We start from the raw sequence: 26,208 nt of genomic DNA, 5'->3' as shown, positions 1-26,208 counted from the left end.
ACGCCGGAGAACGCCGCTGCATAGATGGAGAACGGGATGAGTACCACTGCGGACGAACGAGCAGACAGAAATTCGTCTCACAGCCTTGTCCCTTGGGCCTGACAGAGGCCACCGTCAATGAGAAAAGGACATGCGAAATGCGAACCTACACCGGGCGACGAGCGCAGCCAGCTCGCGGTCCTGATCGTGTGGGGTGAGAGACACGTGGAGCAAGGTCTCGTCCTCTGGCCACACGTCCTGGGCATGCTGGAACACGAACGGCTTCATGACCATGCACCGTAGCGTCTCGGCCCTGAACACGCGTCGACAGTAGGCGAGTTGGGTATCCGACCGGCGGTTCGGGTTCGGCGGCGGAGGCGAATCATGAAGAGTGCGCATGTGGGGCTCGCGGCGTTCGAGACCAGAGCGGGCGAGGCTGCCCGGACCTTGCTGCACAATCGTCCTGTTGGCACCGTTGATGAACGTCCAGGCCGCGTCGATCGCCGCACGGGGGCGCGGATCGTCGGGAACAGCCTGCTCAAAGACCGACAGGACGTCCTCTGCGTGCCGAACAACGTAACGCGCCACGACGCGCAGTTCGTCCATCGTCAGATCGAAGTCTCCGGACATGGTGTGCGTGCTCTGTGCCATGTTCCTGAATCGTATCCTTGAACGCTCGGTGGAGACTCTGCGACGAATCCTCCGCTCACCTGCGTCGGAACCCTCAATCGGAGGTCACATGCGGCCCGTGGACCTGGCTCGTCGCCATGGCCTGTCCACGCAGGCGGTCCGCAACTACGAGGACGCCGGCATCATCCCGCCGGCCCACCGCAGCCGGACGGGGTACCGGGACTACACCACCACTCATGCCGCCGGCCTCGCGGCCTACCTGGCGCTCGTCCCTGCCTTCGGCTACTCGACCAGCCGACGCATCATGCATGCCGTCACCGGCGGCCAGCTCGACGAAGCACTGCGCAGACAGACTGTCCTCCTGCTCGGCGGTGATGGAGCGCGCAGGAGAGCGGAGCTGCGCCCGCTCCCACCTCACCCGCCACGCGCCCGGCGGCTGACTGGTCCGGGTTCCGGCTTGGTGCCTGGTGAAGGTGGTCGGTTTACTCGGCAGGGAGCCGCCGGGTGTCCGCGTACATGCGTGCTTTGACTCCTGGTTCACCGGGCACTTTCCTTACGGGCCCGATCCCTGATGTGGCCCAATGCTGTTCGAGTGCGGTCATGACCGCCTGGGCGGTTGCTTCGTCGGCTGCGGTGATGTCGAGGACGACAAGCCCGGGCTCGCTGAGGTGCTGCGCGTGGAGCGGTTCCATGCCCGTACGGCTGTACACCGCCCTCGTCGACGCCTCCACGCACCTCCGCGGTCCCGAGCTGGATGTTCCGAGAGGGGATATCCTTGGGCCCGGGGCCGGACACAAATCCCGGCCCGATTACGGCGGGCCGGGATTCTGTGTTGTGCGCCTGGCCGGAGGGCCCCGGCCCGATTACGGCGGGCCGGAGTTCTCCAGCATGCGCATCAGGCGGTCGCTGGTTTTAGTAATCGCCGAAGTCGCCGAAGTCGCCGCCCTCGCCCTTCTCGCCGTGGTGGCGCTTGATGACGCGGAAGCTGGCGATGACTCCGTTCTTGACCTTCACGCCGCCATTCATCTCCTCGTGGTGCTTCTTCTCGTGGTGCTCGCCGTTCTCGCAGTTCTCGTCCTCGTCCTCGCCCTTGCCCTCGCCCTTGCCCGGGCAGACGCCGTCGGCAGAGCTGTGCGGGCCGACGGTGGCGATGGGGGCGCCGTTGTCGCACACGGCTCCGCGGAAGACCTCGACCTCGTTGCGGCTGTCGTTGCGGATGTTGAAGCTCTTGGCGCCCAGGCCGCTGACGACGGTGATGCAGCCGTCGGGGCGGCCGGAGTATTCGCGCTCGTTGATGTGGATCCTGCCCTCCTCGTGATGGCGCTTGCCCTCGCGCTCGTTGCCCTCGCGCTCGTTGCCTTCGTTGCCCCGGCGCTCGTTGCCTTCGTTGCCCTTGCCCGTGTTGCCGCCCTCCCCGCCCATGGGGGCCTGGGCGAGGACGGCGGCCGGGGCCACCTGGGCCTGGGCCCGGGGGGCGGGGACGGCGGAGGCGTAGGTGATGCCGGTCGCGGTCAGTGCCGCAGCGGCCGCGACGGCCGTGGCGATCGCGTGGGAACGGGTCATGATCATGTCGCTTGTTCTCCTTCTCGGACTCAGAGACAGTCCCGCTGTGACAGCCGGTGCGTGATTGAACGTACTAACACCCCCTATTCCTGTCATATCGAGCAAATCGGGACCCCCGGCTTCGTGGGGCTGATCGGGTATACAGAGCCCCTTTACGCCGCTCCGAAGAGGAGCTGACTGACCATCAAAATTGCCTCGAACGTGGGAGATTGAAAGACCGTTAGCCCTTGCAGGTGATCTTCTGACGTCCACTCACCCGCTGTGGCGGTGGGTCGCCGGAAAGTGTCGGCAAGTCGCTGCTTGACATGTGGCCTGTCGTAGGTTCCAAGGAGGCCACGTGAACGGTGGCTGTCCGACGAACGTGACCGCGCATAGCAGGGTTCTTCCAGGCCGGACGGTGACCAATGCCGGCGGGCACGGCCTACCAGCCGCGGCCTGGGCCGACCGCCCCGAGGACCCGAGCGGGCAAGCGCCAGGACCTGTCCGGGCACGATGACCATCTGCGTGGAATGACCCGCCTCCTGCTGGGCGCCGCCCACACGATCGGAACGCTCGGGACAGCCCGCTCGGGACGGTGCGCGCACTGCGGCGGGACCGGCGACGCCCGCCCGCTGAGGGGCGCTGAGCGCCTGGTCCTCGCCGCCGTCGACGCCCCCAAGGGGATAGGCGCCCTCACCTCCTACGCCACCGAGGTCGCGCTCCCGGTGAAGGCACCTGGAATAACCCCGCCATCGGCAGCGTCCACGCCGACGTCGTCATGATCGCCCCGGAGGCCGGGGTACCGCTGCTGTTCATCGAGGTCGACAACTGCACCGAGGAAGCCGTCCTCATCGCCGCGAAGTTCGACAAGTACACCCGGTTCTTCAAGAAGAAGGAGAAGGACACCGACGGCATCGACAAGCCGCTGTGGCGCACCCGCTGGTCCGCGCCCGCCTCGGAGAGGTACGAGCGCGTGCACCCTCCGGTCCTGCTCGTCTTCCACCAGGTCGGCAAGCGCTCCGCCAGAAGCTGGTCAAGGGCGCATCGTCCCCGGACGATCCGGCCCTGGCCGACTACTGGGCCGAGCGACGACGCAAGAGCACACCCCCGCCGCTGGACCGGACCACCCTGCGTCTGTTGCAGACACAGAAGGGCCACTGCCAGCTCTGTGGGCAATTGCTGCTGCACGCAGACCGATCTCCGCAGTCCCCGACCGGTTGGAGCAATGGCTCCGTAGCACCCGGAAGGCGATCAAGGCGCGGCACATCGCCTATCAGGGCCGGGGGAAAATCTGCGGAGTTTGGAACCATGTCTCCATTGGCCTGACCATCGAGCAGACTGTCGATCGGGCAACGCGCCTCCGGCACGAAGTGGGCATAGTGGTCCAGCGTGATGGTTGCAGACGAGTGCCCCAGCCACCTGGCCAGTGTCACCACGGACTCCCCCCTCAAGGACGATCGAGGTGTACGTGTGCCTCAGCACATGGAAGCCATCCCTGCGCTCCGCCTGCCACTGCCGCGGGTTCGCACACTCGTCTACCTCAAAGCCGCCCCGAAAGAGGTCGACCTCATCCCCGGCTTCACGGGGGACATGACGGGCATCGGCCACCACGGAACCTGCGACCTGGAGCTGCAACTGCGCAGGCAACGGCGTCCGCGATGGGGGTGGGTCCTGCGGTGAGTTCGAGGATGCGGCGGCAGATGCCGGGCTGGCGCACGAGTTCCGCGAGGACGGGGGCGATGTCGTCGCGGGGGACATCGGCGTAGTCGATGGCCTGTCCGATGCGCTGCCGCTGCCCGGCTGCTTGGTGGCTCCGGTAACCAGCCGCGTTGGTCTCACACCGCGTGGCGACGGTTCGCCGATTACTGCGGAGAAGCACAGGAGGCAGCGGCTGGAGGGGGGCGGACTGGTTGGGGGGCGTTGTTGACATAGGCGTACGGCGAGGAGTTGGGCGTTCCGGCCGTGGAGGGTTCCGGGTCGATGGTGGTGAAGCGGCGGTTGGCGGGGCATGGGTGTGGTCGCGTGGGTTCATCCGGCCGCCTATGTATGGGTTTCACGGTGCGGGGGCCTGCCGGTGCGGGACCACGTGCCACCAACCATGGCCGGCTCCGCAGAAACCCGCCAGGCCTCGGAAGGGGAGAACACTACCCGCCCGATCCGCCCCGAATGCCGAAGTTCAACGCTGCGTAGTCAGCACCAAGTCAGCACGGGACAGGTGATCAGGGGTGCTGACATGCGGTTTCAGGTCAGCACCAAACAAGCACGGGAGTCAGCACCAGGGCAATAAACCATGCCGAACAGCGCAATCCTGGCAGGCGCCTGCCGGCCTTCAATACGGTCCTCGAAGCAGTCTCGACGTGCCTGTCATAGTGGCCCCGCGCACACCCGGCCCGAGAACTATGGTGTCCCACCACATGTGCCTCTGACCTGCCCATTCCTACGGTGTGGCGACACGAAACCGTCCCCACCAACCGCCCGGAAGTGGTGTTCATGGCTGCCTCGGCATCCGCCCCGCCGACCACCCGCTCACTCAAGCGCATCGTCGCCGCAAGCCTCATCGGCACCACCATCGAGTGGTACGACTTCTTCCTGTACGGGTCAGCTGCCGCACTGGTCTTCAACAAGCTGTTCTTCCCCGAGTCCGAGCCGCTCGTCGGCACGCTCCTCTCCTTCCTCACCTACGCGGTCGGCTTCGCCGCCCGGCCGCTCGGTGCCCTGGTGTTCGGGCACTACGGCGACCGGCTCGGCCGCAAGAAGCTTCTGGTGCTCAGTCTGTTGATGATGGGCGGAGCGACGTTCGCCATCGGACTGTTGCCGACGCATGCCACGGTCGGGGCCGCCGCCCCCGTGCTGCTCACCGTCCTGCGGCTGGTGCAGGGCTTCGCCCTCGGTGGTGAGTGGGGCGGGGCCGTGCTGCTCGTGTCGGAGCACGGGGACGCCAAGCGGCGCGGGTTCTGGGCCTCCTGGCCGCAGACGGGTGCGCCGGCCGGGCAATTGCTCGCCACCGGGGTGCTCTCCGCGCTCACCGCGCTGATGTCGGACTCGACCTTCGGGGCATGGGGCTGGCGCATACCGTTCCTGCTCTCCGGTGTACTGGTGGTCGTCGGCTTGTGGATTCGTCTCTCTGTCGATGAATCACCGGTGTTCAAGGCGGCGCTGGCACAGGCCGAGGAGCGCAAGGCGGTCGCCGCGGCGGCCGAGAAGATGCCGCTCGTCGCCGTGCTGCGACACCACTGGCGCGATGTGCTGATCGCCATGGGAGCCCGGATGGCGGAGAACATCAGCTACTACGTCATCACGGCGTTCATCCTCGTCTACGCGACCACAGCAGCGGACCTGAGCAAGCAGACGGCGCTCAACGCGGTGCTCATCGCCTCGGCCGTCCACTTCGCGGTCATCCCGATGTGGGGCGCGCTGTCGGACCGGGTCGGGCGCAAGCCCGTCTATCTCGTCGGTGCGATCGGCGTGGGGCTGTGGATGTTCCCGTTCTTCGCGCTGATCGACGGCCGCAGCTTCGGGAGTCTGCTGCTCGCCGTCACGGTCGGGCTCATCCTCCACGGGGCGATGTACGCGCCGCAGGCGGCCTTCTTCTCGGAGATGTTCGCGACCCGGATGCGGTACTCGGGTGCGTCGATCGGTGCCCAGTTCTCGTCGGTCGCGGCCGGCGCCCCGGCGCCGCTCATCGCCACCGCGCTGCTCGCGGACTTCCACAGCTCGACCCCCATCTCGCTGTATGTCATCGCCGCGGCACTCATCACCGTGCTGGCGGTCGCCTGCGCCAAGGAGACCAGGAACCGGGATCTCGCGGACATCGAGGGGGCTGCCGCGGAGCCGGACGCAACCACAGCGCTGCCGGCCGACGCCCGTACCGTCTGAGCCGTGCTCGCCGGGCGGGCCCGAGAACCGGGCCCGCCCGGCGAGCGCCGGATGTCACTGCTGGGCAGTGGGTTCGAACCAGGTGGGTTCGTCGGTCAGGGACTGCTTGATCCTGAAGAGCCCGAACTCGTTCAACGGCGGCAGCGCGTCCACCGGGAACCAGCCCACCTCCAGCGACTCGTCGTCGTTGACGCGTGCCTCGCCACCGGTCGCCCGGCAGCGGAAGGTGACGTCCAGATACTGGCAGCGGTCGCCGTTGGCGTACTGCACCGGTTCCAGGGCCTGTGTGAGCACAACCCGCTCCGCCACACAGCGCACAGCGGTCTCTTCGTACACCTCACGCTCCGCCGTCGCCGCCGGTTGCTCACCCGGCTCGCAGATGCCGCCGATGACCGACCACTTGCCGGTGTCGGAACGGCGTCCGAGCAGCACTCGGCCCTCGTCGTCGAAGACCACGGCGGTGACGCCCGGCAGCAGGAGCAGCTGTTGGCCCGCGGTGGCGCGGATCTCGCGGATGAAATCAGGAGTAGCCATGGGCCCGACCCTACGTGGCGTGCGAGTGGATCAGCGGCTGCGCCGGAGCCGTACCGAACGGACGGTGACCCAGCCGAGCCCCGCCACGGCGATCAGCGCGAGGACTCCTTCGGGGAGCGTGCCCATCCGGGTCGCGGGCGTGAGCGAGGACCTCAACGGCACCTCGTCCACCAGCGCGTCCGCGGTGAACAGCTTCGTCTGCTGGGCGATCGTGCCGTCCGGGCGGATGATCGCACTGACCCCGCTGGTGACAGGGACGACGACGGATCTGCCGTGCTCGACCGCCCGCACCCTGGACATGGCCAGCTGCTGATAGGTCATCTCACTGCGCCCGAAGGTGGCGTTGTTGCTGGGTACGGCGATCAGTTGGCTGCCGTGCTCGACCGTGTCCCGTACGGCGTCGTCGAACGCCGCCTCGTAACAGGTCACGAGGCCCACGTTCGTACCCGCCAGATCGAAGACGCCGACCTGCTTTCCGGGGCCGAAGTCCCGCTGTACACGGTCCACGTCGGAGCTGAAGAGGCGTACGAAGGAACGCATCGGAATGTACTCGCCGAACGGCTGGATGTGCCGCTTGTCGTATGTGCTGACGGGCCCCTTCTTCGGATCCCACTGGATGAGGGTGTTGCGCAGCTTGCCGGTGTCGGGCGCGACGACCGACCCGATCACGGTGGGTACGCCGATCGCCTTCACCGCGTCGTCGATCACGATCCGGGCGTCGGCGTTCCGGTAGGGGTCGAGGTCGGAGGAGTTCTCCGGCCACAGGACGAAGTCGGGCTGGGGAACCTTGCCCGCCTTCACGTCCTGGGCGAGCTGTTCCGTGCGGCGCACATGGTTGTCGAGGACGGCGCGGCGCTGGGCGTTGAAGTCGAGTCCGAGCTGCGGCACATTGCCCTGGATCGCGGCGACAGTCGCGGTGCCGTCCTCGGCCGAGTCGTCCACGAGCGGCAGGGCGGCGAATGCGGCGGCGACGGGTACGAGGACGGTCGCGGCGGCTGCGGCGACGGCGGCCCGGGGCGCCTCACGCGTGTCGCGGTAGGTAAGGAACTGACGTACCGCTTCATAGAGACCGAAGCCGCACAGCACCACCGCGAAGGAGAGCAGCGGCGTGCCGCCCACCGCCGCGAGCGGCAGGAACAGGCTGTCCGCCTGCCCGAAGGCGATCTTCCCCCAGGGAAAGCCGCCGAACGGCACCCTGGCCCGGATCCCCTCGTCGAGAATCCAGACAGCGGCGGCCCACACCGGCCAGCAGGCGAGGCGGGAGACGGCGGCGATCCCGATGCAGCCGACCGCGATGAACAGCGCCTCGGCCGCTGCGAGTGCCAGCCACGGCACCGGACCGACCTCTTCGCCCGTCCAGTGCAGCAGCGGCAGCATGAAGCCCAGTCCGGCGAGCAGGCCGAGGCCGAACGCAGCGCGCAGTCTGCGTTCGTGCAGCACCCAGCCGAGCAGGGCGAAGCCGGGCAGAACCAGCCACCACAGAGGCCGGGGCGGGAAGCTCAGGTACAGCAGCACTCCCGAAATCACGGCGGCTGCAGGCCGTACGAGCCGCGGCATCACCCGTCTCCCCTGGGACGTGGGGGTGGATGCGGGCTGTCGCGGGTCGTCGACTGGGGTGATGGTGGCGCTCACCCGGCGGAGTCTACGGTGATCGACTGTGCGTCCGACAGCCCCGCTCGCGTTATGGAACCCCTCGCGCCGGATCGTTTCGTCACTTTCCCGCACAGATCCGGGTCGCTGGCATTACCGTGTCCGCCATCCCCCCACCGATCGGCCGTATCCGGGCGATCGCCAACGGGACGGTCACAGGTCGGGGGCGAACGTGACGATTGCACCAGCGGGGCGGGGCCGGGCGCGGGAACGCGGCAACGCTTCCGACGGAGCCGGGGCCGTGGTCCTCGCCGCCTGCGCGATCTGGTCGTTGATCAGCGCCGCCGGTCGGGAGACCGGTCCGGAGGGTGTCCTGCCGGCTCTGCTCGCCGTCGCCGCGGGCTTCGCCTGTGGACGGATCTGCGGAACGCTGCTGCCGGTGGCGACAGCCACGGTTGCCGCCGTGGGGGCGCTCCTCATGGGGCTCCTCTCGCGTCATCGCATGCCTGGCGCCACGGCCACGGTGGACACGGCGCCCGGTCACGCCGGGGCTGCCGCCGCACTACTGGTGCTCGCCGCGGGCGCCGCCTGCTGCGCGGCGGCGGCGTCCCGGCAAGCACCACTGCGTTTCTCCCTACGGCTGCTGGCGCTCGGCACAGCCTGCGCCGCGCCGGCGTTGCGCTCGGTGGCCGGGTTCGCCGCGGCACTCGGGGTGCTGCTGTGTTCGCTGGCCGCCGCCAGGATGCGACAACGGCTGCTCGGCCTCGCCGGGCTCGCCCTGTCCACCGGTCTCGTCGTCGCCACGTCGTGGGCGGTCGCCGCGGACGTGCTGCCCCAGGGCCTCATGGTGTCCCTGGAGGGTCCGCTCACCGCGCACCGGGTGCTGCTGTGGCAGGACGCGTTGGAGCTGGCCGGCGAACATCCGGTGCTGGGCATCGGCCCCGGACGGTTCGCCGAGCTCAGCCCCACCGTGGAGCAGACCGTCCACTCCGACGGCAAGCCGCACTCGGCGCCTCTGCAGCAGGCGGCCGAGCAGGGGGTGGTGGGGGTCGTGCTGCTGGGGTCGGCCTTCGGCTGGCTGCTGTACGTGCTGTGGTCGCCCCGCACCACGGCCGTCGTCCTGACGGCGGGCGCCGCGCTCACCGCTCTCGCGGTGCTGGCGAGCATCGGCAATGCGCTGAGCTTCACTCCGGTGACCGCGGGTGCTGGGCTGCTCGCGGGGCCGGCGTCGGCCCGGCGGCCCATCGGCGACGGTACGACAGGGGCGGACGGTACGGACGGGGCACGTGGACCGGATGGTGCGGATCACACGTGGTCCGGATGACGTAAATCAGATACGTGGTCCGGCGGGAGCCGATGGGGCGGCCAACCGTCCCGGCGACGCAGCCCGCCGCACACGGCGAGCGGACCGCTCCGCCCCGCTCTGAGCCGGTCGCGAGTCCCGAAGGCAACACATCGGCAGCGATCAGGCCCCGGTCGGTGTGCCGGTCGCCGACAGGTGCAGGCGCTCGCGGATGAACCGTACGCCCGCTTCCGCGTCGTCGACCGTGATGGTGAACGTCCTGCCGTCACCGAGCCGGAGCACCAGGCCCTCGCCCCTGCGGACCACCACGGCCGTACCCTGCTCGGGGCGCCAGCGGTAGCCCCAGCCGCCCCACTGGCGCGGGGTGACCTGGGGTGCGAACTCCGCTCCCACCACGTGGGTGAGCAGAATCCGGCGGCGCGGCAGGCCCATGTGGCCGCAGCGCACTTCGAGAGCGTCCCCGTCGACCCTGACGGCCACGTTCACAAAGGCAAGTGTGCCGAACAGCATGAGCAGTCCGGCGGCGACGCAGCCGATCACCGACATCAGCAGCGGGGCGAATCCGGAGGCCCAGTCGGAGGTGACGGCCAGCTGGATGCCGAGCGCCAGACAGGCGGCGCCTGCGGCGGCGAGTACCCACTGGGCCCGGTTGGTGGCCCGGCCGATCCAGACGTCGGAGTGGGGGTCGGCTCCGGTGTGCCTCGGATTTCGGGGGTGGTCCCTCATGTCAAGCAGCGTACTTAAGATTCCGCACGCCGGGGATGCATCCAAAGGCCTGCGCCGGGTCAGCGGGCGGGGCTGACGGCCCCCAGCAGCTGCCCCTCGGCGTAGGCCAGAGCGGTTTCCGGCAGCTCGGCGGTGCGCCCGCTGAGGAGGACGGTGAGGCCGCCGGCCGATTCGGCCGACGGAGCGGGTCCGGCCCCGATTCGGCGCAGCGCCTGGGCGGCGACGGCACCGGCGGAGCCGTGCAGCGCGACCGGAGGCAGACCGGGCTGCCGCACGGCGGCACGGATGCGTTCGGCGACCAGTTCGTAATGGGTGCAGCCCAGGACCACGGCCCGCACATCGCGCGGGGTGAGTGCGGCGGCTGCGGCGATGGCCCGGTCGATCGCCGGTTCGTCCGCGTGCTCCACGGCGTCGGCGAGACCCGGGCACGGGATCTCGGTGACGGCGACGGAGCCGGCGAATTCCCGGATGAGTCCGCGCTGGTAGGGGCTGCCCGTGGTGGCGGGCGTGGCCCAGATCGCGACGGGGCCGCCGCCGGCGACGGACGGCTTGATGGCTGGAACGGTGCCGATGACCGGCAGTGCGGGTTCCAGCTCGGCGCGGAGCGCCGGCAGGGCGTGGACGGAGGCCGTGTTGCAGGCGACGATCAGTGCGTCGGGCCGGTGGGCGGCGGCCGCGCGGGCCACGTCCAGCGCGCGGGCGGTCACGTCCTCGGGGGTACGCGGCCCCCAGGGCATGCCGCCAGGGTCCGAGGAGAGCACGAGATCGGCGTCGGGCCTGAGCCGGCGTACCGCTGCGGCGGCCGCGAGCAGGCCGATTCCGGAATCCATGAGCGCGATCTTCACCTGGTCACCTTAGTCGACCGCCCTTGCGGTTCCGTCACAGTGGGGCAGACTGCGGCAAATGAGCGCCGTTGCCTGGATCGCCGTGGGTTCGCTGGCCGCATGGGTGTGGCTGCTGCTGGGACAAGGGTTCTTCTGGCGGACCGATCAGCGGCTGCCGGACCGGGAGGCCCCGGAGCACTGGCCGTCCGTGGCGATCGTCGTGCCCGCGCGTGATGAGGCCGACATGCTGCCGGTGAGTCTGCCGTCGCTGATGGCGCAGGACTATCCGGGGGCCGCGGAGATCTTCCTCGTCGACGACTGCAGCAAGGACGGCACCGGGGACGTCGCCCGTGCGCTGTCCGTACGGTACGGGGGCCTGCCGGTGACGGTGGTGTCGCCCGGCGAGCCGGAGCCGGGCTGGACGGGCAAGCTCTGGGCCGTGCGCCACGGGATCTCGCTGGCCCGGGCCCGGGAGCCGGAGTATCTGCTGCTGACGGACGCGGACATCGCACATGAGCCGGACAGCCTGCGGGGGCTGGTCGCCGCTGCCGTCTCGGGCGGGTTCGATCTGGTCTCGCAGATGGCCCGGCTGCGGGTGTCGAGTGTCTGGGAGCGGCTGGTCGTACCGGCCTTCGTGTACTTCTTCTCGCAGCTCTATCCGTTCCGGTGGGTGAACCGGGCGGGGGCGCGGACGGCTGCGGCGGCAGGTGGATGTGTGCTGCTGCGGACCGGGGCGGCGGACCGGGCGCGGGTGCCGGAGTCGATCCGGCAGGCGGTGATCGACGATGTGTCACTGGCGCGGGCGGTGCAGCGCAGCGGCGGCCGGATCTGGCTGGGGCTCGCGGAGCGGGTGGACAGCGTCCGGCCGTATCCGTGGCTGGCGGATCTGTGGCGGATGGTGTCACGGAGCGCGTACGCCCAGTTGCGGCACAGTCCGCCGCTGCTCCTCGGGACGGTGCTGGGGCTCGCACTGGTCTATCTCGCGCCACCGGTCACGCTCGTCGCCGGGCTGCTGGGCGGTGCTCCGGTGGCGGCGTGGGCGGGCGGGGTGGCGTGGGCGGTGATGGCCGGGACGTACATGCCGATGCTGGGCTACTACCGGCAGTCGCTGTGGCTGGCGCCGCTGCTGCCGTTCACCGCTGTGCTCTATCTGCTGATGACGGTCGATTCGGCGGTTCAGCACCACCGGGGGCGGGGCGCGGCCTGGAAGGGGCGTACGTACGCCCGTCCCGAGGCCGCGCCGGACCGTTGAGCGGAGCCGTCCGTGGGCCGATGGCCGCAGTGCCGGCCGGACCCCCGGGGGGTCATTTACGGCCGGGTGTCCAGTTCATGCCCCACCCATAGGCGTAGTCGATGGTGCGCTGCGGGCTCACTCCGCGCTCGGGTACGAGATAGCGGGCCTCGCGCTGCACCGTGAAGTCTCCCCCGTTGTTGGTGAGGAGCGCGAGCGCGCAGACAGTGGACGGGACGGTGCATTCGTCGAGGGAGAAGTCGATCGGGGCGCCGTGCTGGGGCCGGAGGGTGACGGTCGCATGGAGATCGGCGAAACTCCGGGCGCCTTCATAGATGGTGACGAAGATCAGGACGCGGCGGAGCTTGTCCTTCTGGTCGAGGTTGACGGTGAGGTTCTCGCCGGTGGACACGGCGCCGGTGCGGTCGTCTCCGTCGAGATGGATATAAGGGGGCTGCTGGAGTGCGCCGAACGCGTTTCCGAGCGCCTGCACGACTCCTTTGCGGCCGTCGGTGAGTTCGTAGAGGGCGCAAAGATCAAGGTCGAGGTCCGCGTGGTTGGCGACCGCTCTGCCGAGTTTGCTTCCCCAGCCCTTGAACTGTTTGCGCACTTCCCAGTTGAGATTGACCCGGAGTGCTCCCGAAGTGCCGCCCTGTTTGGCGAGGGAGACCGATGGCGCGTCCTTGGTGAGAGTCACCTTCGACAGACGGACCGGCGGGGTGGCTGGGGGTACGGGAGGTGCCGGTGGCGCGGGCGGAAGCACCGGCGGGGGTGGCGGCAGATGGTCAACCCGCGTTCCCCGCTGGGGCTGTTGAGGCGATTGGGGTTGTTGATACGGCTGGGGCTGCTGTGGTTCATCGACGGAAATACCGAAGTCCGTCGCGAGACCTTCGAGGCCGGTGCTGTATCCCTGACCGACGGCGCGGAATTTCCAGGCGCCCTGGCGTCGGTAGAGCTCGCCGAGAATGATTGCGGTCTCGACCGTCGCATCCGTACTGTCGAAGCGCGCGATCTCCGAGCCGTCCGCCGCGTCCATGATCCGTACGTACAGCCCCGTCACCCGCCCGAAGGTGCCGCCGTCCGCGGAGGCCGCCAGGACCACGCGCTCGATGGCCGGCTCGATGCGCGCCAGGTCGACCGCGAGGCTGTCCGTCACCCCGTCACCGGCGGTCCGCTTGCCCTCGTGGCGCACGGCGCCGGATGCATGGGAGGGCTGGTTGTAAAAGACGAAGTCGGCGTCGTTGCGCACCTTTCCCGACACGACAAGGAGCGCCGAGCCATCCACGTCCGGTGCCTCTGGGGAGGTACGCCACCCCAATTCGACGCGCACGGCGTGAGCCGCCACCGGAACATTGGCTCCTTTTAGCATGGTCATGCCCGCCCCCATCGCGAGTCCGGCTGCCCGAAGACCTTTCTCCGCCAACCTAATCCCCTGCCCCTCACGGGGCCTACAGCGGCGCGGTCACCGTCCGGCGATCCGCCGGTAACGCACGGCCGAGGCGTCGTCGGTTCGGTTCCGGGCACTCAACGCCCTGGCGACTTCGAGGCCGTGCCGCACACGCCGCTCCACCGGCATGACACTGGAGTCGGCATCCGCGTCATCCCACTGCGCGACGCCCGGCACAGCATCGCCATGCTCCTCACGGCGGCAGGGAATCACGCCCCGCGTCGTGACGGAGACCCTCGGTCACTCCCGGATCGGCACAAGCTGGTGGGGAGGCTGCGTCCGGGCCGGGCCTCCGGAGGGTGAGGAAGGCCCGGGCGGCGGTGACGAGGGTGACATGGTGGTGTCGGCCGCACCGGGTGCGGCCCTCGAAACGGCCGGGTCCGGGTCCGTGCTCGAGCTCGCGGCGGCCGTGCCCGATCCGCCAGCGCGTCCTCGCCCGTCGCACCACGTCGTCAACCGGTGCGGTGGTGGGCAGGTTCGACGTCCGGCAGGCGGAAGGGACGTCCTGACCGTCCGGCCATCGCGCCGGCACGGTGCGGGCTCAGCGCAACCGGCCCAGCCGTCGCCGTACGCGCCGGACCTGGCGGTTGTCGGCGACCGCGTCGAGGATCTGGCGCCCGGTGTCGGCCTTGTACGCCGGACCCTCCAGGCGGAGCAGGGCGCCGTCGCGGACGACGGCGTACGCGACCGGCGTGTCCGCCTTCGGGAGGGTGACCGGGTGGCGTCCGGCCGGGAGCTTGAGGCGGGCGGGGAGGCGCAGCCGTGCCGTCGACCCGTCGGCGGCGGGGACCAGTTCGGCGGTGACCGTCAGGGCGGACACGGTGACCTTGACGGGAGCCGGGACGCCGGACTCCGCCGCCACGTACGGCAGCGGGAGCGACCGCTCGCCGCGCGCGGCGTTCGCGGCGGCGGCGCCGACCGTGTCGGGGCCGAATCTGCGCACGCGCTGGTCCACGTCGAGGGTGAGCTGGCCCACGCCGGTGGTCCAGTACGGGAGTGCGAGTCGGCCGCCGGTCAGCGCCGGGCCTGCGGCCGGGCTGTTCGGGGTGCCGTGGCCGGTCACGCGGACCATCCGGTCGATGCCCAGCAGGTTGACGAACGCCCACACGTCGTACACCCCGCGCTCCAGCGGCCTGCCGCCGGCCAGCCGCTGCGGGTCGAGCCGCAGGCGCCCGGAGACGAGGAGCTGCGACCGGCCCTCCCCGAGGGGTTGGAGCCGGACCTCCAGGTCGCCCTCCGGGTACCACCAGTCCTGCCGGTCCCGGTCCTTGACGATCAGTTCCGCGTACGCCATCCGGAACGGGTCGCGGACCTCCCATCCGTCTTCCGTCCCCGGTACGCCGGTCAGCAGCTCCGGATCCAGCCACCACTTCCCGTCCCGCTCCGTCAGGATCAGCGGCTCACCGTCGCCGCGCAGCAGTTCCAGCGCGATGTCGGCGACCAGGCAGCCGTCCTGCCAGCGCGGTGCGCCGAGCTCACTGCTTGCCTTCACCTCGCGGACGTGCTCCGCGAACGCGAACGCCCCGTCGAAGTCGCCGCGTTCCAGCAGTTCGGCCCTCAACCCGCTCACCGCGGGCAGTCCCCGCCGCACGGCGGCCGGGAACTCCTCCAGCGCCACCTGCCGGGCCGCCGCGAAGCGCCGGCGCTGCTCGGCCGGGTCCTCACGCAGGATCTCGGGCTCACGGGCCCGGGAAAGGACCTCGACGTGGTACAGGCGGTGCAGGAGCCGGTTCTGCAACGCGTCGATATCGTCGGACGTGGTGGTGCCGTCCTTGATCTGGCCGACGATGGTGCGGAGGTTGGGCCAGAATCCGTGCCGCGGGTTGAACCGGTGGCGGGTGTTGTTGCCGCCGTCGTCCCGCTTCATCCAGTAGTAGCAGGCGTAGTCGGCGAGGACCGAGATCCGTTCCGCCTTCAGGTAGGCGGCACTGACGAAGGCCAGATCCTCCATGATCCACGGCCCCTCGGGGAAGCGCAGCCCGTGTTCCTCGACGAAGGCCCGCCGGAACATCTTGTGCGGTGACATGCTCTGCATGAGTTCGTCGTTCTCGATCGTGCAGGCGTCCAGCGTGTGCCGAAACAGCCGCCGGGGCCGCACCATCGTGCTGGACATCTTGCCGATCACCACGTCGGCCCGGTTGCGTGTCGCGTGCTCGTACAGCCGCTCAAGGGCCTCGGGACCGAGCATGTCGTCATGGTCGACGAACTGCACGTACTCGCCCTTGGCATGCTTCATGCCGAGGTTGCGCGGTGCGCCCGGCCAGCCGGAGTTGGGCTGGGTGTGCACCTGGACGTTCGGATGCCCGGCCGCTAGCTTCTCCAGGCGCGTCAGCGTGTCGTCCGTCGACCCGTCGTCGACGTAGATGACCTCGTACTCATCGGCCGGAAGGCTCTGCCCGAGCAGCGACGGCGCGCACTCATCGACGTACTTTCCGGTGTTGTGGACGGGAACGATCACGCTGACCTTGACTCTCGGCATTCCACGGACCTTACCCGCCGCCGGGCGCAGGGCATCCGGCGGTCCCTCGCAGGACCGGACGGCGCGAGCCCGAACGCCGAACCCGTCTTGAACGGTCCTGGACCGCAGGACCGGCGTCCGGAGCGAGCCGACCCGGGAGAGCGGTGCGGGGTCGGCCTCATCGGCGTATCCCCCGGTCTGAGCGAGCTCGCCCGGGCGACCGCAACGGGTCAGCGGGATCAGGCCGGTGACCTCGTTCAGTTCCAGGCGCAGCGCTTGGCGTCCTCTGTCGGAGAAGGACCGATTCTCGTATCAGGAAGGTGACTGCTGTGACGGTCGTGGCCGAGGACGACACCGGGCTTGGGGGCTTCGCACACGTCGTCTTCGACGAGGACGGCCGCTGGGGCAGCCTCGTCGGCGATGTGCATGTCGTCCAGCACCGCCGGCGGACGGGCCTCGGCGCCGCACTGCTCTCCCGCGCTGCGCAGGTGGTTGTCGAACGCGCGACGGGCGACGCGATGTACCTGTGGGTGCTCGAACAGAACACAGCCGCCCAGAAGTTCTACCGAGCCCTGGGTGGCACCTGCGTTGAAGAGGCGCCGGTGTCACCCCCGGTGGCATACCATCCCGGCTCGCCGGCTCACCCGCCATGCTCTGCTTCACCTGGCCCGACGCCTCGCTGCTCGCGCAGACCGGCGGACGACGAGCCGCACGGACGACCCGGAGGAACACGCCATGACCGCTGACACCGGTACCGCCGTCGCCCACTACGACCGCCTGCTCGCCGAGCACTACACCTGGATGCTGGGCGGAGACGTCCACGAGGTCTCGGACCGGCAGGCCGCGCTGCTCGCGGAACTCGGCCTGGCGGGGAGCGAAGACGGCGGAACAGCCATCGATCTGGGCTGCGGCTCCGGGGCGCAGACGCTGGCGCTGGTCCGCCTCGGCTTCTCCCCGGTGATCGCTGTGGACACCAGCCGCCGGCTGCTCGACGAGCTCGTCTCGTATGCCGAGGGGGACGAGACGGTACGGCCGGTGCACGGCGATATCCGCACCGCGCTGCCCGAGACGGCCGAGCCGGGCACGGTCGCGGTGGTCGTCTGCATGGGTGACACGCTTCCCCACCTCCCGTCCAAGGCGGAACTCCCCGTGCTGCTCGGTCACATCAGCCGTGCCCTCGTTTCGGGCGGCCACCTCGTCGTCACCTACCGCGATCTCACGGCGGAGCTGCGCGGCACGGACCGTTTCATCCCCGTCCGCAGCAGCGATGACCGGCTGCTCACCTGCTTCCTCGAATACCGCGACGAGGACACGGTGATCGTCCACGACCTGCTCCACACCCGTACGAACGGCTCCTGGCAGCAACGAGCAAGCAGCTACCCCACGTTGCGGATCGCGTCCTCCTGGCTGGTCGAACAGTGCCGGGCGGCGGGACTGCACGTCCGTCGCGACATCGTCCGCCGTCGACCGCCGTGGCCCGGGCAGCGAACGGTACTGGCCGCGAGGGCGGCGGGCGCGGGGGCGTGGGACGGAGCCGTTCCACGCACCCCCGCGCCCGTACCCGCGCCTCTCCCAGGATGTCCTCAGACCCGGCTGCCCAGCCACTTGTGGACGGCGAGTGCGGTGGTACGGGCGTGTTCCTCCAGCATGGTGAAGTGGTCCCCGGGCACGGTGACCTCGGTGTGCGGCAGGCTCCAGTCCGGGGCGGGTTCGGCGCCGGGCAGCAGGTCCCGGGCTCGTACGTACAGGGTGGGGCAGGCGAGCGGTGCGGGTTTCCAGTCACTGAAGAGCTCGAAGTATCCGGCCATGGCGGTGAGTCGGTCGGGCTCGGCAGAGGCGAATTCCGCCGCCCGGCGCAGCATGTCCGACGTCATCGCGGAGAGCGCCTGACCCCGGTCACCGTGACCGGGGGGATAGGTGTCCACCAGGACGACGGCCGCCGGGGCGGCACCCTCGGACTCCAGACGCTCGGCCACGGCATGGGCCACCCAGCCACCGGCCGACCGCCCCAGCAGTACCGGGGGGCCTTCGGCCGCGGCTGCGCGGACGGCGGCGGCCTGGGCGGTGACGAGGGCGTCCAGTGTGGCGGGCAGAGCCTCTCGGGGCTCGAACCCCGGGTACCGCACCGCGGAAACCGGCCGCAGCCCCCGCAGCCCGGCACCGAGGCGCGCGTACTCCTGCGGTCCGGACAGCGCGCTGAGCGCGGGGGAGCACACCAGCCGGGCCCCCGTGCCGCCCTCCGCGAGCACGACGGGTGCGTGCGTCGCACCGGGCGCCCCGGCCCTGTCGAAGACCGGGCACAGGCGCGCGGCGACGGTGAGGAGCACCATGCCGTCCCAACTCTGTCCCCGGGCGCATGCGGTACGAAAGAGCGCGCCCAGGGAATCCGGGGCTCCCCCGGCGTGCGGTGCGTCGGCGGCCTGCACCCGGACGTCCGGCGGAGCGCCCGCCCCCGGACCGCCCCCCGCGCCGCCGTCCGCCGGTCGGCCCGGGGAGCCCGGAGGACCGTCGGACGCGGCGGCAGGAGGTGCCTCGGCGGCATACCGCCGCGTCAGCTCGGCGGCGAGCGCGCGCGGCGTCGGGAAGTCGAACAGCAGCGTGGACGGCAGTGCCAGCCCCGTCCACGCCGCGAGCTCATTGCGCAGATCGACCGCGGCCAGGGAGTCCAGCCCCAGGTCCGCCAGCAGGGTGTCCTCGTCGATCTCGCTCGCCTCCTCCCGGTGGCCCAGGACGCGGGCTGCCAGGGTCCGGACCTTGGTGAGCAGTACCCCGCCCCGCTCGCCGGGGGGAGCAGCCGCCAGCGCCCGACCGATTCGGTCCCCGCCCCCGTCGCCCCCGTCGGCAGCAGGCGTTCGGAGCCGGTTCGCCGCCGGGTCGCCGCCGCGGAGAGCGGCCGGGGCGAGGCGGGCCGCCACCACCACAGGTTCGTCACCGGCCACGGCGGCGTCGAAGAGGACCAGGCCCTCTTCCGGCCCGAGCGGGCCGAACCCGGAGCGGGCCATCCGCTGCCGATCCGCGTCGCCGAGGTGCGCCATCATGCCGTCGTTCTGCCGCCAGGGGCCCCAGGCGATCGACGTACCGGGCAGTCCGAGCCGCCCGCGGTGTCGTGCCAAGGCATCGAGCACGCAGTTGGCCGCGGCGTAGTTGGCCTGGCCGGCGGAGCCGAAGGTACCCGCCACCGAGGAGAACAGCGCGAACACGGCCAAGTCGTGTCCCCGGGTCAGTTCGTGCAGAGCGAGAGCGGCATCCGCCTTGGGGTGCAGCACCCGCCTCAGACGGTCGGTGGTGAGCGCCGCGACGACGCCGTCGTCCAGCACTCCCGCGGTGTGCACCACGCCGGTCAGCGGGTGGGCCGCCGGTACCGCGTCGAGCAGGGCGGCGAGCGCGGTCCGGTCCGCGACGTCACAGGCGTGAACGGTTACCTGGGCGCCCGCCTCATACAGCTCCGCGACGAGTTCCCGGGCCCCTGGAGCGTCCGGCCCGCGTCGGCCGGCGAGCAGCAGATGCCGGACGCCGTGGGCGGTGACCAGGTGCCGCGCCACCAGCATGCCCAGGGAACCGGTGCCGCCGGTGACCAGGACGGTGCCCTCCGGGTCAAGCGGCCGCCGCTTCCGCGGCTTCGGCGCCGCCTCGGCCAGTGGCACCAGCTTCGGCACGTACGCCGCCCCCCGGCGTACGGCTGCCTCCGGTACCGAGGCGGCCAGCAGGGCGGGCAGGGCACTCCAGGAGTCGGGGCGTTCGTCCACGTCGATCAGGGCGAAGCGGCCCGGGTTCTCCCGCAGGGCCGAGCGGACCAGTCCCCACACCGGTGTGTGCAACGGTACGGACGCTGTTTCGCCGGATCGGCCGTCATTCCCGCGATCGGCGCCATCTGCAGGGAAACCGTCGTCGGCCGAAGTGACGGCGTCGGACGTCACGAGGACGAGACGGGAGCGGGACAGGTGCGGTTCGGCGAGCCACTCCTGCACGAGCCTCAACGCCCAGTCCGCTGCCCGCAGCAACCCGGCGGCTTGGTCCTGCGCACCGCCGGTCGTGTCGGGCGGCGGGCACGGTGCCACGACGACGGCCGACGACGCGTCGCACGCCGCCGGGCAGGGGTACACCGGGACGCCGGAACCCGGGGGCGCGAGGGCGTCCACCAGCCGTGTGGCCGCCGTGCCCAGAACCCCCCAGCGGGGCATCGCCACGGGTGCGGGCGGCTCGGTCAGCGGCACCCAGTCCGTCCGGTGGAGAGCACCGGTGACCGCGTCCGCCGTCGCCGAGCCGGTACGCGGAAGGGGCCGGAGCGTCAGCGAACGGACCGTCGCCACCGGTGAGCCCGTCTCGTCGGTCAGCTCCACTCCGGCCTGCCCGTCGGGCCCGGCGGTCATCCGTACCCGCAAGCGCTGTACGCGGGTGGTGTGCACGCGCACTCCGCTGAAGGCGAACGGCAGGGACAACCCGTCGGCCGCCGGACCGGCTGTCCCAAAACCGTTCGTGACAAGGCTGTCCAGGGCCAGGGCGTGCAGCGCCGCGTCGAGCAGTGCGGGATGCAGGACGAACTCCGGGCCGTCCGCCTCCGGGCGCGGGGACCGGGCCGCTTCGGGCAGCGCGACATCGGCGTACAGCTCCTCCCCGTGCCTCCAGGCGGCGCGCATGCCCTGGAAGGCGGGGCCGTAACGCAGGCCGCCGACGGCCAGCCGCTCGTACGGTCCGGTCCCCGGACCGTCGGCATGCACCGGCATCGCCGCCTCCGGCGGCCAGGACACGTGCGGCCGGGGCGCGCCGCCGGCCTCGGCGGCGGCCGCTTTCCGGTCCGCGGGCGGCTGCGCCGGCGAAAGAGTACCGACGGCGTTCCGGAGCCAGGGCCGGTCACCCGCCGGAGTGTGCCGCCGGGAGTGGAAGAGCACAGTCCGCCGTCCCGCGTCGTCCGCCCCCGCCACCTTCACCTGCAAGGCGACGGCACCGTCCGAGGGCAAGGGCAGCGGCGCGGTCAGAACGAGCTCGTCCAGGACGGCCGCGCCCGCCAATTCACCGGCGTGAAGGGCCATTTCGACGAAGGCGGTCGCCGGCAGCAAGATCTCCCCAGCCACCACATGGTCGGCGAGCCACGGCTGGTCGCGCACCGAGAGCACCCCGCTCAGCAGCAACCCGTCGTCGTCGGCCGTGCGGGTGTCCAACCGCAGGAACGGATGGGTGGGCTCGGCCGTCGGGGACATGGGCGGAAGTCCCAGGGCGGGCTCCAGCCAGTACCGGCGGCGCTGGAAGGCGTACATGGGCAGGTCGACACGTCGCCCGCCGCGCCCGGCGAAGACGGCCCGCCAGTCGACGGGCACGCCGTGGGCGTGCAGCGCGGCCAGCGTGTCGAGCAGGGCGTCCGCTTCCGGCCGCGTCCCGCGCAGTGTCGGCAGGACCAGCGGTGCCGGGCCCCGCTTGCCGCCGCCCGCTTCGCCCGTGTCCGGGTCCGCCGGGGCCGGTCCGGACGAGGCGAGGCAATCTCGCACCAGGCCGGTGAGCACCCCGTCCGGCCCCAGTTCGACGTAGTGTGCCGCGCCTCGCTCACCCAGGTGCGCCACCGAATCGGCGAAGCGGACCGGACGGCGGACATGGTCCACCCAGAACTCCGGTGTGCACAGCTCCTCGTCGGTGGCCGCCCGGCCCGGCACGGCAGTGATCAGAGGCAGCCGCGGCGCGGCGAAGGACAGACGCCGGACCACGTCCGCAAAGTCGGCCAGCACGGGCTCCATCCGAGCGGAGTGGAAGGCATGGCCGACCCGCAGCGGCGTCACCGAACGACCCCGCGTCCGGAAGTACACGGCGGCCTCCCGCACCGCGGCCTCGTCGCCCGAGACGACCACCGAGGCGGGCCCGTTGACCGCGGCGATCTCCACCGCACCCCCGGTCCCGGCGAGGTGGGCGGCCACCTCGTCCGCCCCGGCGGCCACAGCCACCATCGCGCCGCCCGGAGGCAGCGCATCCATCAGCCGGCCCCGGGCCGCCACCAGTGTGCACGCATCCGCGAGGGACAACACCCCGGCGACATGTGCCGCCGTCACCTCGCCCACCGAGTGCCCGGCCACCAGGCCGGGGCGTACCCCCCAGGCCTCGAACTGCCGGAACAAGGCCGTCTCCAGGGCGAAGAGCGCCGGCTGCGCGAACCGGGTCGTATGCAGCAGCGCGCCCGTCTCCGTACCGGGCCCGGCGAACATGACGTCCCGCAGGGGCACCGGCAGCAGCGTGTCGAACAGGGCACAGCACTCGTCCAACGAACGGGCGAAGGCCGGATGCAGATCCCGCGACTCGTACAGTTCACGGCCCATGCCGACGCGCTGGCTGCCCTGGCCGGTGAACAGCAGGGCCGGCGGGCCGTGGTGGCGGGACGTGCCCGTGTGCACTCCGGGCCGGTCGCCACCCTCCGCCACGGCCCGCAGGGAGCCGAGCAGCTCGGCACGGTCCCGGGCCACCACCACGGCCCGGTGCTCGAAGGCCGCACGCGTGGTGGCGAGCGAGTAGCCGATGTCCACCGGGGCCGCATCAGGGGCGGCGACCACATGGTCGTACAGCCGTCGTGCCTGGGCCCGCAGCCCCGGCACGCTCCTGGCCGACACCGGAAAGGCCACCGCGGCCGTTCCGGGACGTGCCGCACCTTCCAGCACCGCCCCGGGCCCGACGCGGCCGCTTGCGGTCCCGCCGTACGCCACGGCACACGGCGGTGCGGCCTCCCCGTCATCCGGGGCCTCTTCGAGCACCACATGGGCGTTGGTGCCGCTGATACCGAACGAGGACACCCCCGCCCGTCGCTGACGGTCCGTCGCAGGCCACTCCGCCGTCCGGGTCAGCAGCTCGATCCGCCCCGTCGACCAGTCGACACGGGGGGTCGGCTCGTCGGCGTGCAGCGTACGCGGCAGCACGCCGTGCCGCATCGCCTGCACCATTTTGATCACGCCGGCCACTCCGGCGGCGGCCTGGGTGTGACCGATGTTCGACTTCACCGAACCCAGCCGGAGGGGACGCTGCCGCGCCTGGCGCCCGTACGTCGCGAAGAAGGCCTCCGCCTCGATGACGTCCCCCAGCCGGGTGCCGGTGCCGTGCGCCTCCACCGCGTCGATGTCCCCGGGATTCAGCCCCGCGTCCACGAGTGCCTGCCGGATCACCCGCTGCTGCGCCGGTCCGTGCGGTGCGGTCAGCCCGTTGCTCGCCCCGTCCTGGTTCACCGCCGAACCGCGCACCACGGCCAGTACCGGAAGTCCGGCGCGGCGCGCCTCGGACAACCGGCTCAGCAGCAGCATTCCAGCGCCCTCGGCCCACCCCGTGCCGTCGGCGGACGCGCCGAACGCCTTGCAGCGGCCGTCCGGAGCCAGCGCCCGCTGGCGACTGAACTCCACGAACGATGAGGGCCCCGACATCACCGTGGCGCCGCCGGCCAACACGAAGTCACACTCACCCCGGCGCAGCGCCTGGGCCGCCAGGTGCAGGGCCACCAGGGACGAGGAACACGCCGTGTCCACGGTGATGGCCGGGCCTTCGAGGCCGAAGGTGTAGGCGATACGACCCGAGGCGACGCTTCCGGCGTTGCCGAGGCCGAGGTACCCCTCGACATGCTCGGGCGTCCTTGTCAGGTGGCGGGCGTAGTCGCTGTACATCAGCCCGACGTACACCCCGGTCGCCGAGCCGCGCAGGGTGCCGGGGACGAGACCGGCGTACTCGAAGGCCTCCCACGCCACTTCGAGCAGCAGCCGGTGCTGCGGGTCCATGGCCAGCGCCTCGCGGGGAGAAATGCCGAAGAAGCCGGGGTCGAAGCGGTCCGCACCGGAGAGGAAACCGCCTTCGCGCACATACGTCCGTCCGGGCCGTCCGGGATCCGGGTCGTACAGCGCCCGGGTGTCCCAGCCCCGGTCGGTGGGGAAGGGACCGATGGCGTCCCTCCCGTCGGCCACCAGCCGCCACAGTTCCTCGGGAGAGGTCACGTCTCCGGGATAGCGGCATGCCATCCCCACGATCACCACGGGGTCGTCGTCCGACCGGGCCGCACTCCGTTTCACGGGCCCGGCGCCGGCCGGCGCGGCGGCTCTCCGTGCCCCGAGGTGGGCGGCGAGCGCGGCGACCGTGGGAAAGTCGAAGGCGACGGCCTCGGAGAGCGGCAGGCCGGTCACCGCCGACAACCTCTCCCGCAGCACCGTCGCCGTCAGGGAGTCCATACCCAGGTCCCGCAGTGCCGTGCTCGGCTCCACCGCCTGAGCTGTACAGCCGAGCACGGCCGCCACCTCGTCCCGCACCAGGGTCAGCAGGTTCTCCGACGGCTTCCCGGTGGCCTCCGCGCCCAGCGACCTCGCCGGCCGGCCGGCGAGGTCCCGCCGCAGGGTCTTCCCGGAGGTGGTACGGGGAATGTCCTCCACCTCGAACAGCTCGACGGGTACCTTGAAGCCGGACAGTTCCGCACGGCAGGCGGCGAGGATGCGCCCCCTGTCCAGCACGCCGCCATCGGGCTCGGGGACCAGATAGCCGACCGGCACCTCGCCGAAGACGGGGTGCGGGCGTCCGGCCACGGCGGCGTCCGCCACCCCCGGCAGCCGCCGCAGCACCGCCTCCACTTCCGAAGGATGGATGTTCACCCCGCCTCGAATGATCAGATCACTCGCCCGGCCGGTGACCGCCAGTCCACCGAAGGCATCGATCCTGGCCAGGTCACCCGTGCGGAACCAGCCATCCCGCAGTACCTCCGCGGTGGCTTCCGGCCTGCCGTGGTAACCGGCCATGATCCCGGGCCCGTTGACCCACAACTCACCCTCGCCCGTGTCCCGGCCGTCGGGGCCCCCGCCGACCCGGACCCGGGTGCCGGGCAGCACCCGGCCGCACGCCCCGGACGTCGTCGCCTCGCCCGGCGCCGGCATGGTGACCGGGCCCGCCTCCGTGCTGCCGTAGTGCTCCAGATAGGGGACACGGCAGATCGCCTCGAAGGACTCGCGGAACCCGGGCCCCGCCGCGGCGCCACCACTGACGCAACCCCGCAGCGCGGGGGCGCCGAGACCGCCGCCGTCCTTGCCGCTCTCCTCGCCCCGGACCGCGTCGAGCAACGCCGAATACGTGGTGGGGACCCCGCCGAGCAAGGTGAACGAGGCATCCCCACGACGCAGTTCGCCGAGCACTCCCGCCACCGAGAACCGGGGCAGCAGCACCGCGCTCGCCCCCACCGCGGTCACCCCGAGGAAGCACACCACCTGGCTCATCGCGTGATGGAGGGGCAACGGCCACAGCACGCGGTCCCGTTCGGACAGTCCCAGGACGCCGACGAGGCCCGTCGCGACCGGCGCGAGGCGGTTGCGCTGGGTGGACAGGACGCCCTTGGGCACGCCGGAGGATCCCGAGGTGTAGAGCAGCCAGGCCACTTCGTCCAGTGCGAGATCGTCCCGGGCCGGCGTCCGCGGCTCCGTACCCGCCAACTCCTCGTACCGCAGAACGCCGCCCGCGCCCGCGACCGCGGTGGGCCGGCCCCCGGTTGCGCCGGCCCCGTCCGCCGGCTCCTCGAAGTCCGCGCACCAAGGCGAGTTCCCGCCTTCGGCCACCACCACGGTCAGCCCGGGTCGCAACGGCAGCGCTCGCCGCCGCGTCAGGCAGGCGCCATCGGTGATGAGCACCCGTGCCCCGCTGTCGTCCAGCAAGCGGGTCAGCTCCTCCTCCGAGTTCCCCGGGTCCAGAGGTACGCCCACGCCGCTCGCCCGGGTGACGGCGAGCAGGCTCTCGACCGCCTCGACACGGTTGCCGAGCAGTACGGCCACCCGGTCACCGCGCGCCAGGCCGAGTCCTGCCAGGTGACCGGCCAGCCGTGCGGTCCTCCTTTCCAGCTCCCGGTAGGTCACACGCCTGAGCCGGTCCTGGAAAAAGACCTTGTCCCCGAGGCGCCGGGCGTGGTACCCGAGCAGTTCCGGCAGTGTTTTGACGATGTCGGCGTGCGGACCCACCGCATGACCTCCTTGAGACGACCCGTCGTTGAGGACGACGGCACGGTTCACCGGGTTGCCTCCCGGCGACGGGTGGACCGCGTCGGGGCCTCTCCCTGAGCCTTCCTCGCGCCCTTAGGGCTCGCAGAGA

The 26,208-nt window shown here is 71.2% G+C and carries 18 protein-coding genes and 2 pseudogenes; 9 read left to right on the top strand and 11 right to left on the bottom strand.

Annotated elements, in window-relative coordinates; translation table 11 throughout:
- Positions 1–114 precede the first annotated feature (114 nt).
- Positions 115–630, bottom strand: coding sequence for a putative immunity protein (locus OG953_RS38190; protein WP_405690164.1), 516 nt, complete (start codon positions 628–630; stop codon positions 115–117).
- Here OG953_RS38190 and OG953_RS38185 point away from each other — a divergent pair.
- Positions 608–1,138: a MerR family DNA-binding transcriptional regulator gene (locus tag OG953_RS38185; RefSeq protein WP_405690162.1), complete on the top strand. Its 531-nt coding sequence runs from the start codon at positions 608–610 to the stop codon at positions 1,136–1,138. The genes OG953_RS38190 and OG953_RS38185 overlap by 23 nt on opposite strands.
- Here OG953_RS38185 and OG953_RS38180 read toward each other — a convergent pair.
- Positions 1,092–1,301, bottom strand: coding sequence for a DUF6207 family protein (locus OG953_RS38180; RefSeq protein WP_405690160.1), 210 nt, complete (start codon positions 1,299–1,301; stop codon positions 1,092–1,094). The genes OG953_RS38185 and OG953_RS38180 overlap by 47 nt on opposite strands.
- A 220-nt stretch (positions 1,302–1,521) precedes the next feature.
- On the bottom strand, positions 1,522–2,178 hold the full coding sequence (locus OG953_RS38175; protein WP_405690158.1) for a hypothetical protein: 657 nt from the start codon (positions 2,176–2,178) through the stop codon (positions 1,522–1,524).
- Between the two features lie 503 nt (positions 2,179–2,681).
- Here OG953_RS38175 and OG953_RS38170 point away from each other — a divergent pair.
- Together OG953_RS38170 and OG953_RS38165 are read left to right on the top strand one after the other, a co-directional pair.
- Complete coding sequence (locus tag OG953_RS38170; protein ID WP_405690156.1) at positions 2,682–2,933, top strand: hypothetical protein; 252 nt, start codon at positions 2,682–2,684, stop codon at positions 2,931–2,933.
- The gene (locus OG953_RS38165; RefSeq protein WP_405690155.1) at positions 2,930–3,388 is read left to right on the top strand and encodes a hypothetical protein; all 459 of its coding nucleotides are present in this window, start codon (positions 2,930–2,932) and stop codon (positions 3,386–3,388) included. The genes OG953_RS38170 and OG953_RS38165 overlap by 4 nt, the downstream gene beginning before the upstream one ends.
- A 94-nt stretch (positions 3,389–3,482) precedes the next feature.
- Here OG953_RS38165 and OG953_RS38160 read toward each other — a convergent pair.
- Positions 3,483–3,666, bottom strand: a pseudogene (locus OG953_RS38160) (site-specific integrase); the annotation flags it as partial.
- Between OG953_RS38160 and OG953_RS38155 the strand changes: the two are divergent.
- Together OG953_RS38155 and OG953_RS38150 are read left to right on the top strand one after the other, a co-directional pair.
- Complete coding sequence (locus OG953_RS38155; RefSeq protein ID WP_405692489.1) at positions 3,622–3,831, top strand: hypothetical protein; 210 nt, start codon at positions 3,622–3,624, stop codon at positions 3,829–3,831. The pseudogene OG953_RS38160 and the gene OG953_RS38155 sit on opposite strands and share 45 nt — an antisense overlap.
- Positions 3,832–4,641: 810 nt before the next feature.
- On the top strand, positions 4,642–6,027 hold the full coding sequence (locus OG953_RS38150; protein ID WP_405690153.1) for an MFS transporter: 1,386 nt from the start codon (positions 4,642–4,644) through the stop codon (positions 6,025–6,027).
- A gap of 54 nt (positions 6,028–6,081) precedes the next feature.
- Here the strand turns inward: OG953_RS38150 and OG953_RS38145 are convergent, their stop codons facing one another.
- Together OG953_RS38145 and lnt are read right to left on the bottom strand one after the other, a co-directional pair.
- Entirely contained in the window at positions 6,082–6,561 is a 480-nt protein-coding gene (locus tag OG953_RS38145; RefSeq protein ID WP_093900615.1) for an NUDIX domain-containing protein, read from the bottom strand.
- Between the two features lie 30 nt (positions 6,562–6,591).
- Positions 6,592–8,193 carry an apolipoprotein N-acyltransferase gene (lnt, locus tag OG953_RS38140; RefSeq protein WP_405690151.1) on the bottom strand — a complete coding sequence of 534 codons (1,602 nt, stop codon included), beginning with the start codon at positions 8,191–8,193 and terminating at the stop codon, positions 6,592–6,594.
- Between the two features lie 190 nt (positions 8,194–8,383).
- Between lnt and OG953_RS38135 the strand changes: the two genes are divergently transcribed.
- On the top strand, positions 8,384–9,475 hold the full coding sequence (locus OG953_RS38135; RefSeq protein ID WP_405690148.1) for an O-antigen ligase family protein: 1,092 nt from the start codon (positions 8,384–8,386) through the stop codon (positions 9,473–9,475).
- Between the two features lie 141 nt (positions 9,476–9,616).
- Here the strand turns inward: OG953_RS38135 and OG953_RS38130 are convergent, their stop codons facing one another.
- Together OG953_RS38130 and OG953_RS38125 are read right to left on the bottom strand one after the other, a co-directional pair.
- A complete protein-coding gene (locus tag OG953_RS38130) occupies positions 9,617–10,180 on the bottom strand; it encodes a hypothetical protein (protein ID WP_405690146.1) in 564 nt (187 codons plus the stop codon).
- Positions 10,181–10,239: 59 nt separating this feature from the next.
- The gene (locus tag OG953_RS38125; RefSeq protein ID WP_405690144.1) at positions 10,240–11,025 is read right to left on the bottom strand and encodes a glutamate racemase; all 786 of its coding nucleotides are present in this window, start codon (positions 11,023–11,025) and stop codon (positions 10,240–10,242) included.
- Positions 11,026–11,083: 58 nt separating this feature from the next.
- Between OG953_RS38125 and OG953_RS38120 the strand changes: the two genes are divergently transcribed.
- Complete coding sequence (locus OG953_RS38120) at positions 11,084–12,256, top strand: glycosyltransferase (protein WP_405690142.1); 1,173 nt, start codon at positions 11,084–11,086, stop codon at positions 12,254–12,256.
- A gap of 52 nt (positions 12,257–12,308) precedes the next feature.
- Here OG953_RS38120 and OG953_RS38115 read toward each other — a convergent pair whose 3' ends face one another.
- Positions 12,309–13,622 (bottom strand): TerD family protein, encoded by a 1,314-nt coding sequence (locus tag OG953_RS38115; protein WP_405692298.1) that lies wholly within the window; start codon positions 13,620–13,622, stop codon positions 12,309–12,311.
- 601 nt (positions 13,623–14,223) lie between these two features.
- Positions 14,224–16,161: a glycosyltransferase gene (locus OG953_RS38110; protein ID WP_405690140.1), complete on the bottom strand. Its 1,938-nt coding sequence runs from the start codon at positions 16,159–16,161 to the stop codon at positions 14,224–14,226.
- 308 nt (positions 16,162–16,469) lie between these two features.
- On the opposite strand from OG953_RS38110, the gene OG953_RS38105 reads away from it, so the two are divergent.
- Positions 16,470–16,886 carry a GNAT family N-acetyltransferase gene (locus OG953_RS38105; RefSeq protein WP_405690138.1) on the top strand — a complete coding sequence of 139 codons (417 nt, stop codon included), beginning with the start codon at positions 16,470–16,472 and terminating at the stop codon, positions 16,884–16,886.
- Positions 16,876–17,349, top strand: a pseudogene (locus OG953_RS38100) (class I SAM-dependent methyltransferase); the annotation flags it as partial. The gene OG953_RS38105 and the pseudogene OG953_RS38100, both read left to right, overlap by 11 nt.
- Positions 17,350–17,723: 374 nt before the next feature.
- Here the strand turns inward: OG953_RS38100 and OG953_RS38095 are convergent.
- The gene (locus tag OG953_RS38095) at positions 17,724–26,078 is read right to left on the bottom strand and encodes a type I polyketide synthase (protein WP_405690136.1); all 8,355 of its coding nucleotides are present in this window, start codon (positions 26,076–26,078) and stop codon (positions 17,724–17,726) included.
- Between the last annotated feature and the right edge of the window lie 130 nt (positions 26,079–26,208).

The organism is Streptomyces sp. NBC_00057 (assembly GCF_045041165.1).
Classification (GTDB): domain Bacteria; phylum Actinomycetota; class Actinomycetes; order Streptomycetales; family Streptomycetaceae; genus Streptomyces.
This window is presented reverse-complemented; position numbering and strand designations above follow the sequence as displayed.

What these genes read in the sequence shown, in the direction of transcription:
- OG953_RS38185 (WP_405690162.1), top strand. Translation starts at nt 608, where the DNA reads ATGGTGTGCGTGCTCTGTGCCATGTTCCTGAATCGTATCCTTGAACGC.
- OG953_RS38190 (WP_405690164.1), bottom strand. Translation starts at nt 630, where the DNA reads ATGGCACAGAGCACGCACACCATGTCCGGAGACTTCGATCTGACGATG.
- OG953_RS38180 (WP_405690160.1), bottom strand. Translation starts at nt 1,301, where the DNA reads ATGGAACCGCTCCACGCGCAGCACCTCAGCGAGCCCGGGCTTGTCGTC.
- OG953_RS38175 (WP_405690158.1), bottom strand. Translation starts at nt 2,178, where the DNA reads ATGATCATGACCCGTTCCCACGCGATCGCCACGGCCGTCGCGGCCGCT.
- OG953_RS38170 (WP_405690156.1), top strand. Translation starts at nt 2,682, where the DNA reads ATGACCCGCCTCCTGCTGGGCGCCGCCCACACGATCGGAACGCTCGGG.
- OG953_RS38165 (WP_405690155.1), top strand. Translation starts at nt 2,930, where the DNA reads ATGATCGCCCCGGAGGCCGGGGTACCGCTGCTGTTCATCGAGGTCGAC.
- OG953_RS38150 (WP_405690153.1), top strand. Translation starts at nt 4,642, where the DNA reads ATGGCTGCCTCGGCATCCGCCCCGCCGACCACCCGCTCACTCAAGCGC.
- OG953_RS38145 (WP_093900615.1), bottom strand. Translation starts at nt 6,561, where the DNA reads ATGGCTACTCCTGATTTCATCCGCGAGATCCGCGCCACCGCGGGCCAA.
- OG953_RS38130 (WP_405690146.1), bottom strand. Translation starts at nt 10,180, where the DNA reads ATGAGGGACCACCCCCGAAATCCGAGGCACACCGGAGCCGACCCCCAC.
- OG953_RS38120 (WP_405690142.1), top strand. Translation starts at nt 11,084, where the DNA reads ATGAGCGCCGTTGCCTGGATCGCCGTGGGTTCGCTGGCCGCATGGGTG.
- OG953_RS38115 (WP_405692298.1), bottom strand. Translation starts at nt 13,622, where the DNA reads ATGGGGGCGGGCATGACCATGCTAAAAGGAGCCAATGTTCCGGTGGCG.
- OG953_RS38110 (WP_405690140.1), bottom strand. Translation starts at nt 16,161, where the DNA reads ATGCCGAGAGTCAAGGTCAGCGTGATCGTTCCCGTCCACAACACCGGA.